At 68.3% G+C, this 10,178-nt stretch carries 1 protein-coding gene; it reads right to left on the reverse strand.

The window, feature by feature from the left end; translation table 11 throughout:
• Positions 1–10,178, reverse strand: a 10,178-nt coding sequence (locus AC5Y30_RS25345; RefSeq protein WP_499922030.1) for an amino acid adenylation domain-containing protein, incomplete at both ends; no start/stop codon positions are given.

Genomic DNA, 10,178 nt, shown 5'->3' on the forward strand with positions numbered 1-10,178 from the left:
CGGAATTCGACCGCGCCGCCGATCCCGGCGGGCTCACCGGTGCCGGTCCAGCGTTCGGCCAGTGAGAAGGTCAAGTCCATACGAGCGGTGTGAGTGTCCACCGGCCGTGACGTCACCTGCAGGTCACCCAAGCCCAATTCGCCGGTGAGGTTGTTGTCTTGACCGGCGAAGTTCTGCCAGGCCAGCACCACCTGCACCAGCGGGTGATGGGACAGGCTTCGGGTCGGGTTGAGCCGCTCGACGAGCACCTCGAAGGGCACATCCTGGTGTTCGTAGGCGGCCAGGCTTCGCGCGCGCACCTGCGCCAGCAGCTCGGCCACGCTGGGATCTCCGGTCAACTGGACCCGCAGCACCGAGGTGTTTACGAAAAAGCCCACCAGGTCGTTGAGCGCCGGGTCCCGCCGCCCGGCGATCGGGAAGCCCACCGCCACATCGGGACTGGCGCTCAGCTTCGACAGCAGCACCGCCAGGGCAGCTTGGATCACCATGAAACTGGACGCGTTGTGCTCCCGGGCCACCCGCGCGATCTGCTGCTGCAAGCCCGCCGGCCAGTCCACCGTCACGCTGGCGCCGCGATAGTCGGCCACCGGTGGGTAGGGCCGGTCGGTCGGCAGCTGCAGCCGCTCGGGCATCCCGGCCAGGGCCTGCTCCCAGTAGGTCAGCTGCGCAGCGATGCGGCTCTGGGCGTCGTCGAGCTCACCCAGCTGCTCGCGTTGCCAGAGTGTGTAGTCGACGTATTGCACCGGCAATGGCGCCCACCCCGGGGCTTGTCCCGCGCACCGGCTGGCGTACGCGACACCGAGGTCACGTATCAGCGGGGTGATCGACAACCCGTCGGCGGCGATGTGATGCACCGCGGCCACCAACACGTGCTCGTCGCCGGTGATGCGGAAAAGCTGTGCCCGCAAGGGGATCTCGGTGGAAAGGTGAAACGGGCGACGCGCCGCGCTGTCGACGGCGTCATCCACGTGGCTTGCCGCCCAGCCGGTGGCGTCGATGATCTGCCAGCCGAAGTCGGCGCGTTCAACGGGAATGATCACCTGCCGGCCTATGCCGTCGACCGCGGGGAACAGCGTGCGCAGACTCTCGTGGCGGCCAACGACATCTGCCAGCGCCGCACCCAACGCCTCGGCGTCCAGCGGCCCGCGCAGCCGCAACACCACCGGCATGTTGTACACCGGGGAGGGCCCCTGCAACTGCTCGATGAACCACAACCGCTGTTGCGCGAACGACAACGGAACGACGGCGGGTCGCTCGCCCGCCACCAATGGCGCTACCCCACCCGCCTCCGCGTCGATACGGGGCGCCAACTGGGCAACCGTGGGGGCCTCGAACACCGCCCGCACCGAAACGCCGGCATCCAGGCCGCTGTTGATCGCGGCGACCAGGCGCATCGCCGACAGCGAGTCCCCACCCAGATTGAAGAACGAATCGTCGACCCCGACGCGCTCGATGCCGAGGACATCGGCGTAGATGCCGGCCAGGATCTCCTCGACCGCGTTGCTCGGGGCCCGGTAGTGGTCGGCATCGGTGTATTCGGGTGCCGGCAGCGCCCGCCGATCAAGCTTGCCGTTGACCGTCAGTGGTAACGCCTCCAGAACCACCACCGCGGCCGGAACCATGTAGGCCGGGAGCCCCTCGGCCAGCGCCGCACGCGCCCGGGCCGGGTCGACGCTGCTGCCGGTGACATAGCCGACCAGACGTTTGTCGCCCGGTTGGTCCTCGCGGGCGATCACCGCGGCCTGCTCCACCCCGTCCACCGCAGCCAGCGCCGCCTGGATCTCACCCAATTCGATGCGATAGCCGCGGATCTTGACCTGCTCATCAGCGCGCCCCAGATACCGCAACTGCCCGTCAGCGCCCCAGAACACCAGATCGCCGGTGCGATACATCCGTGCGCCCGCGCCACCGAACGGGCAGGCCACGAACCGCGACGCGGTCAAACCCGCGCGCCGCCAGTAACCGCACCCCACCCCGGCTCCGGCCACGTACAACTCGCCGACCACGCCGGCCGGCACCGGGCGCAAGGACGCGTCCAGCACGAAGAATGCCGCATGTGCCACCGGCGAGCCGATCGGCGGCGCTCCGGAACCCGCTGTCAGCGGCGCGCTCAGGGCCACCCACATGGTGGTCTCGGTGGGACCGTATTCGTTGATCATGAGCCGCCCCGGAGCCCACCGATCCACCACCTCGGCCGGACACGCCTCGCCGCCCACCAGCAGGGTGACCGAATCCAAGCCGTCGGGCGACAACATGCCCGCCGCGGACGGGGTCTGGCTCAAGACGCTGACCTGTTCGGCGACCAGCAAGGCGTGAAAATCTTCCGCCGAGCGGGCCACCGCGTCGGGCACCACCACCAGCCGCCCGCCGTGCAGCAGCGCACCGAAGATCTCCCAGCCCGAGATGTCGAAGCTGTAGGAGTGCCATTGCGTCCGGACCCGCCCCGGCGCCGCGAGTCGCGGATCCAGCGAGGTCAACAGTTGGGCCACGTTCTGGTGGGTAATGGCCACGCCCTTGGGTGTCCCGGTGGTGCCGGAGGTGTAAATGAGGTATGCGAGATCGCCGGGCGCCGGCCCGGGCAATGCGGTGCTCGGTTGCGCAGCAACGGCCTCGTCGTTGACATCGATGATCGCGAGGTCATGTCCGTCCAGCCGGCCGGCAAGAGCGGCGGTGGTGATGGCGGCGGTCGGCGCGGCGTCGGCAACCATGAACTCGATCCGCGCTGCGGGTAGCGTCGCGTCGATCGGCAGGTAGGCCGCCCCGGTCTTGAGCACCGCCAGGATCGCCACGATCGCCTCCGCCGAACGGGGCAGCACCAGCGCGACGCGCTCGCCCGGGCGGGCACCGCGGCCGATGAGCAGGTGCGCCAACCGGTTCGCCGCCTCGTCGAGCTCGCGGTAGGTCCACGAGTGCTGCGCGCAGGTCAGCGCCGGGGCATCGGGGGTACGGGTCACTTGCGCGGCGAACAACGCCGGAACCGATACCGGCGTGGGCGCCGCCTCCGTCAGCACCGCCCGGTTGCCCCACCGGCCCAGCCGGTCGTGCTCGGCCGCATCAAGCAGATCCATCGCCGACAACCGCCGCGTCGGGTCGGCCGTGAGCGCCGTCAGCACCCGCTCCAGCCGAATGATCAGCACTTCGATGCTGGTGGCGTCGAAAACGTCGGCGCGGAATTCGACCGTGCCGCCGATCCCGGCCGGTTCACCGGCCTCCGTCCAGCGTTCGGACAGGAAGAACGAAAGGTCCATCCGGGCGGTGCGGGTGTCGACCGGCACGGGTGTGGCCTGCAGATCACCCAAGGTCGTTGCGGCGTCGGGGCCGTTGTTCTGCCAGGTCAGGTTCTGCCAGCCCAACACCACCTGGATCAGCGGGGAATGGCTGAGCGATCGGGTCGGGTTGAGCCGCTCGACGATCAGCTCGAAAGGCACGTCTTGGTGCTCATACGCGGCCAGGCTGCGCCGCCGCACCTGGGCCAGCAGCTCCGCGACAGTGGGATCGCCCTCCAGGTCGACGCGGAGCACCAAGGTGTTGAAGAAACAGCCGACCAAGCCATCGAGTTCGGGGTCGCGGCGCCCGGCGACCGGGAAACCCACCGCGACGTCGCTGCTGGCGCTGATCTTCCCCAGCAGCACCGCCAGGGCGGCCTGCACCACCATGAAACTTGTCGCATTGTGCTCACGAGCAACCCGCTGCACCCGCTGCTGTAGCTCCGGCGGCCAATTGACCGCCACATCGGCGCCGCGGTAATCGGCAACCGGCGGATAGGGCCGATCGGTGGGAAGTTGCAGGCGTTCGGGCATACCGGCGAGGGCATCCTCCCAAAAGCCCAGCTGCGCGGCTATGGGGCTCGCGCTGTCCGCCAGATCACCGAATTGCTCGCGCTGCCACAGGGCATAGTCGGCATACTGCACCGGCAACGGCGCCCAGTCGGGGGCCCGTCCCGCGCGTCGGCTGGCATACGCCACACCCAAATCGCGCGCCAGCGGCGCGATAGACCCGCCGTCCGCCGCGATATGGTGCACCACGATCATCAGCACGTGCTCGTCGTCGGCCACGCGGAAAAGCCAAGCGCGCAAGGGGATTTCGCTGGCCAGATCAAACGTATAGCGTGCCGCCGCGCCGATGGCCTCACTCAATTGGCTGGTGGGCCAGCCGGCCGCGTCGACGACGTCCCACCCGAAGTGGGCCTGCTCGGCGGGCACCACCACCTGCTGGGGGGTGCCCTCGTGCGCCGCAAACACGGTGCGCAGGCTCTCGTGGCGGCCAACCACATCGGCCAGCGCCGCACCCAACGCGTCGGCATCAAGCCGCCCGCGCAGCCGGAAGGACGCGGGCATGCTGTAAATCGGTAAGGGGCCCTGCAATTGGTCAAGGAACCACAACCGGCTTTGGGCGTACGACAACGGGATCCGCGGCGGACGCGGCATCTGCTTCATGGGCGGCCGAGCCGCGCCGCCACGGTGCCGGTCCAGATACTGCGCCAGAGTCCCGACGGTGGACGCGTCGAACAGGTAGCGCACCGGCACTTCCCGGCCCAATGCCAACTGCAGCCGCGCGCTCACCCGGGTGGCGATCAGCGAATCACCGCCGAGGGCGAAGAAATCGTCGTCAAGCCCGACGCGACTTGCCCCCAACACCTCGGCGAACACCTCGGCGACAAGCTTCTCGGTGTCCGTGTGTGGCGCCCTGAACGGTGCACCGGCAAACAACGGTGCCGGCAACGCCTTGCGGTCGAGCTTGCCCGAGGAGGTCAGGGGGAACTTCTCGAGCACCACGATTTGCGTCGGCACCATGTACTCGGGCAACCGCGCGCTCAACCGCTGACGCACTGCGCTGACCTTGGTGTTGGTGTGCGGGTCGTTCGCATCGGCCCCGCCTCGGTCCGCCCCGGCGGGGGGCAGGTAGAGGTCGGTCAGCGGTGCGGAATGCCGGCCATCGCGGTCGTCCGGGGCGATGAAGACGGCATCCAGGGTGCCGGCCTGAGCTCCCCAGGTGACGGCGACGCGGTAGCCGGTGGTTTCACCGAGGCGGTGCAATTCTTCGGCAACGACGCCCGCGTTCTCGGTGGTGCCTTGGGCCGCTGCTTCGGCCGGGTGCAGCCCGGCGGCAAGGTCGCGTTCGACGCGGACGTCGTCGGTCACTCCGGCGTGGGGGATGTCGGTGACGCGAACGGTGGCGGGGCGTTGGGACAGGAGCCGCGCGTGCAGCCCGTCCAGGTCGGCGCATTCGGTCCAGGCCCACATGGGTGCGCCGGCCAGCGAGCGCACCGGGGCGGGAGCCTTGAAGAAGATGACGTCGTAGCGATACCGGTTGAGCTCGTTGTCGGCGAATCCGCGTTTGACTTCGATGTCGACTCCGGCCACGGATGCGTGACTGTCGGCCAGGGCGGCGAAAAACTCTGGGGCGAGCAGCAATTCGGGCTCGCCGAGCATGGCGGACTGGACCCGTTGACGAATCTCGGCGGCGTCGGTGGACGGGGTGTGGGCCAGCGCGACCCGGGTTTGGAACGCGCCCTGCAGGCTGTGGTTACGCACGTCGCCGATGAACAGCGACCCGCCGGGGGCCAGCAGATCCATGGCGTTGTCGATGAGGTCAGACAGATATCCCGCGTTGGGGAAGTACTGCACGACCGAGTTGAGAATGATGGTGTCGAAGTAGCCCTGCGGCAATGCCTCGGTGACGTGGGCCGGTTGGGTCAGCAGCTCGACCCGATCGCGCCAAGGGATCTGCAACTGCTCCAGCGAGCGGGCGAGCTCGTCGATAACGACCGCGGACATGTCCGTGGCGACGTAGCGCTCGCACACCGGGGCGATCTGCGACAAAACCAGTCCGGACCCGACGCCGATCTCCAACACCCGCCGCGGCCGCAGGGCCATGATCCGATCCACGGTGGCGGCACGCCACTCCACCATCTCCTCTAGCGGAATCGGGTCGTCGGTGTAGCTGCTGTTCCAGCCCCGGAAATCCATGCCGAATCCCGGCGCCTCGGATTCGGCGCCGTACAGCTCGTCATACAGGTGTTGCCACTCTTCGACGGCTTCGGCGTCGCGGTCGGCGCTGCTGGTGCGATCGACGGTGATGTAGGCGATCAGGTGAGAGCCGGCGGTGCTGTGATGCACGGTGACGGCGGCCCGGTCGACCTGGGGGCAGGCCAACAGCGTGTTCTCGATTTCCCCGAGTTCGATGCGTTGTCCGCGCAGTTTGATCTGGGTGTCGGCGCGGCCCAGATAGTCCAGGGTGGCGGCGTGGGTCCAGCGCACCAGGTCGCCGGTGCGATACATGCGCGTCCCCCGACCCACATGCGGGTTGGCGACGAACCGTTCCGCGGTCAACTCGGGGCGGCCCACATAGCCCTGCGCCAGTGCCGGCCCGCTCAAGTACAGCTCGCCCACCACCCCGATCGGCGCCGGGTTCAACCGCGCATCGAGCACCAAAGCGCACATCCCCGGAATCGGGGCACCGATGGTGATCGGCTGCCCCGCCGACAGCGGCGCACTGCACGAGGCCCAGATCGTGGCCTCCGTGGGACCGTATGCGTTGAAGAGTCGCCGCCCCGGGGCCCAAGCGGCCACCAGCTGCGGTGGGCAGGCCTCGCCCATGGTGACCAGCGTGTTTAACCCGTCCAGCCGGTCCCGATCCAGCGACGACACGACCGACGGGGTCATCACGGCCGCGGTGACGCGCCGGGTCTGGAGCAATCCGGTCAATGCCTCGCCGGCGTACACCTGCGGCGGGGCCACCACCAACGTCGCTCCGGATCCCACCGCCCACAACAACTCGAACACCGAGGCATCGAAGGTCGGCACCGAGACCATCAATACCCGCGCATCCGCGGCCGACCCGAAGACATTGCGTTGCGCCGCAACCATTCCCAACAAACCGGCATGGCTGACCGCCACGCCCTTCGGGACACCGGTAGACCCGGAAGTGAAGATGACGTAGGCGGTGTCGTCCGCTCCCAGCGGCGCCAGGCGGTCGGCGTCGATGATCGGGTCCGCACGGCGCTCGGACACGTCCAGGCCGTCGATCCGCAGCACCGGGCGCGCCCCGGCCGCGGTCACAGGGTCCCCACCACAAGTCAGCACACATACCGCCGCCACCGCGTCCAACACCGTGGCGACACGTTCGGGCGGATGGGCTCGATCCAGCGGCACGTACACGCCACCGGCCTTGACCACGGCCCACCACGCCACCACCAACTCCACCGAGCGATCCATCGCCACGCCCACGGCGCGCTCCGGACCGACCCCAGCCTCGATCAGCACCCGCGCCAACCGCGTCGACCACTCGTCGAGCTGGCGATACGACAACTCTCGGGCACCGTCGACCACCGCCACCGCGTCCGCGTCGGCCGAAACCGCCGCGGCCAGCAACTGCGGCGCCACGCCGACCGGCGCCCCCGCGGCGACGCCGGACCATCCCGACAGCACCAGCTCACGCTCACCGCGATCCAGCAACGCGACATCGCCCACCGCCACCGACGCATCGGCCGCGGCCACCTCGATCACCCGGCCAAACCAGGTGACCAACCGCTCAATGGTGGTTCGGTCATACAGATCGGTCGCATACGTCACCACCCCGGCGGCCATCGGCGCATCCGAGTCTTCAGTGCGCACCTCGCTGAGATGGAAATCCAGGTCGAACTTGGCGGTGCGCGTCGACCCCCCCAACGGCTCGACGCCGAGGCCGTCGAACGTCAAAACTTCGGGTCGCACATTGTTCTGGAAGACCATGGCCACCTGGAACAGCGGGTGATGCGCAGTGGAGCGGGCCGGGTTGAGCTGCTCGACCAGTCGCTCGAACGGCACATCCTGGTTGCCGTAGGCATCCAGCGCCTTCTGCCGCACCTGTTGGAGCACCTCGCTGAACCGCTGCCGAGGATTCACCCCCACCCGCAACACCCACGTGTTGACGAAGAACCCGACGAGCTCGTCAAGCGCCGAATCCTGCCGTCCGGCGATCGGCGCACCCAGCACCACGTCCTCACCGACGCCGACACGGTGCAACACCACCGCCAAGGCCGCCTGCAGGACCATCGAGGCCGTCGCGTTATGCGCCGTCGCCAGCGCCTTGGTACGCGCCCATACCTGCGGCTCGATGCGAATCTCCACCGCGTCACCGCGGTAACTCGGCACCGGCGGCCGGGCGTGATCGGTCGGCAACGACGCCACCTCCGGCAGGTCGGCCAACTCGTGCCGCCAGTAGCGCAACTGCCCGGCGATCACACTGTCGGGATCGGACTCCGCCCCCAGGCAATCCCGTTGCCACAGTGTGTAATCGACGTATTGCACCGGCAACGGCGCCCACTGCGGGGCCCGGCCCTGCCGGCGCGCCCGATACGCCTCGGCCACATCGCGGACCATCGGAGCCAGCGACCACCCGTCAAAAGCGATGTGGTGCACCACAATCCCGAGCACATGCTGTTCGGTACCCACCGAATAGATCTGCGCACGAATCGGGATCTCCGTCGACAGATCAAACCGATAGCCCGCCAACAGCACCAATTCGCCGACGACATCCTGCTCCGACAACGACGTCACCGTGGTGCCTCCGCGCCGCCACATCCCGGCCCGGGCCGGCAGCACCTTTTGGAACGGCACACCGTCAGTGTCGGGGAATATGGTGCGCAACGATTCATGCCGGTCGATTACGTCATCGAGTGCCGCGTTCAGCGCGTCGACGTCCAGCGCTCCGCTCATCCGGAAAGCGGTCGGAATGTTGTAGGTCGCAACCCCGCCCTCGAATCGGTTGAGGAACCACAACCGCTGCTGGGCGAACGACAACGGAATCACCGCCGGCCGCTGCGCGGGGACCAACGGCGTACGCCGACCCGCCTCCCCGCCGATGCGTGGGGCCAACTGGGCGACCGTGGGTGCCTCGAATACTGTGCGCACCGACAGACTCGAATCCAGGCTGGTGTTGATCGCGGAGATCACCCGCATCGCCGAAATGCTGTCGCCGCCCAGCTCGAAGAAGGAGTCATCGATCCCGACGCGCTCGAGTCCGAGGACCTGGGCGTAGATGCCCGTCAGGATCTCTTCGACCGCGGTGGCGGGGGCGCGGTATCGCTCGGCATCGGTGTAGTCCGGGGCCGGCAGCGCGCGGGTGTCGAGCTTGCCGTTGACCGTCAGCGGCAACGCAGGGAGCGCCACGACCGCCGTCGGCACCATGTAGGCCGGTAGGCGCTCGGCCAGTGTGGCGCGAATCTTCGCGGGGTCGGCATCGCCGGTGATGTAGCCGATGAGGCGTTTGTCGCCGGGCTGGTCTTCGCGGGCGATGACGACCGCCTGGTCCACCCCGGCCAGCCCGGCCAGGGCGGCTTCGATTTCGCCGAGTTCGATGCGGTAGCCGCGGATCTTGACCTGTTCGTCGGCGCGGCCGAGGTAGTCCAGCTGCCCATCAGGGCGCCAACACACCAGATCCCCGGTCCGATACATCCGCTGTGCGGGTGCGTCGTGGCCGCCGAAGGGGCAGGCCACAAACCGCGACCCGGTCAACCCCGCGCGGCCCACATAACCGACCCCCACCCCGGCGCCGGCCACATACAACTCACCGACCACCCCGAGCGGCACCGGACGCAACCACCCATCGAGGACGAAGAACGCCAGATCTGCCAATGGGACGCCGATGGGACTGGCATTGCGGTCGGTGTCGGCGCTGCCGATCTCGCGCAACGAGGCATGCACCGTTGTCTCGGTGATGCCATACATGTTGATCAAGCGCGGTCGGGCAGGGTGGCTGTTCAGCCAAGTTCGAAGACGCTGTGGCTCAAGCGCTTCGCCGCCGAACACCACAGTGTCAAGCTCAAGCTGATGCGCCGCATCGGACTGTAGTGCGTCGGCGTTTTGCAGCGCATAGAACGCCGAGGGGGTTTGGCTTAAGACGTTGACGTGTTCGGCGACGAGCAGGGCGTGGAAGTCTTGCGGGGAGCGGGTGACCTCGTCGGGTACCACCACCAGGCGTCCGCCGTGCAGCAGCGCCCCCCAGATCTCCCACACCGAGAAGTCGAAGGCACAGGAGTGGAACTGCGTCCACACCTGGCCGGGTGCGAACTCCAGGTCGGCAGCAAGTGACTCAAACAACCGGGTGGCGTTCCGGTGGGTGATGGCGGTGCCTTTGGGGGTTCCGGTGGTGCCGGAGGTGTAGATCAGGTAGGCGATGTCGTCCGGGGTGGGGGG

Source organism: Mycobacterium sp. NGS27 (genome assembly GCF_059813005.1).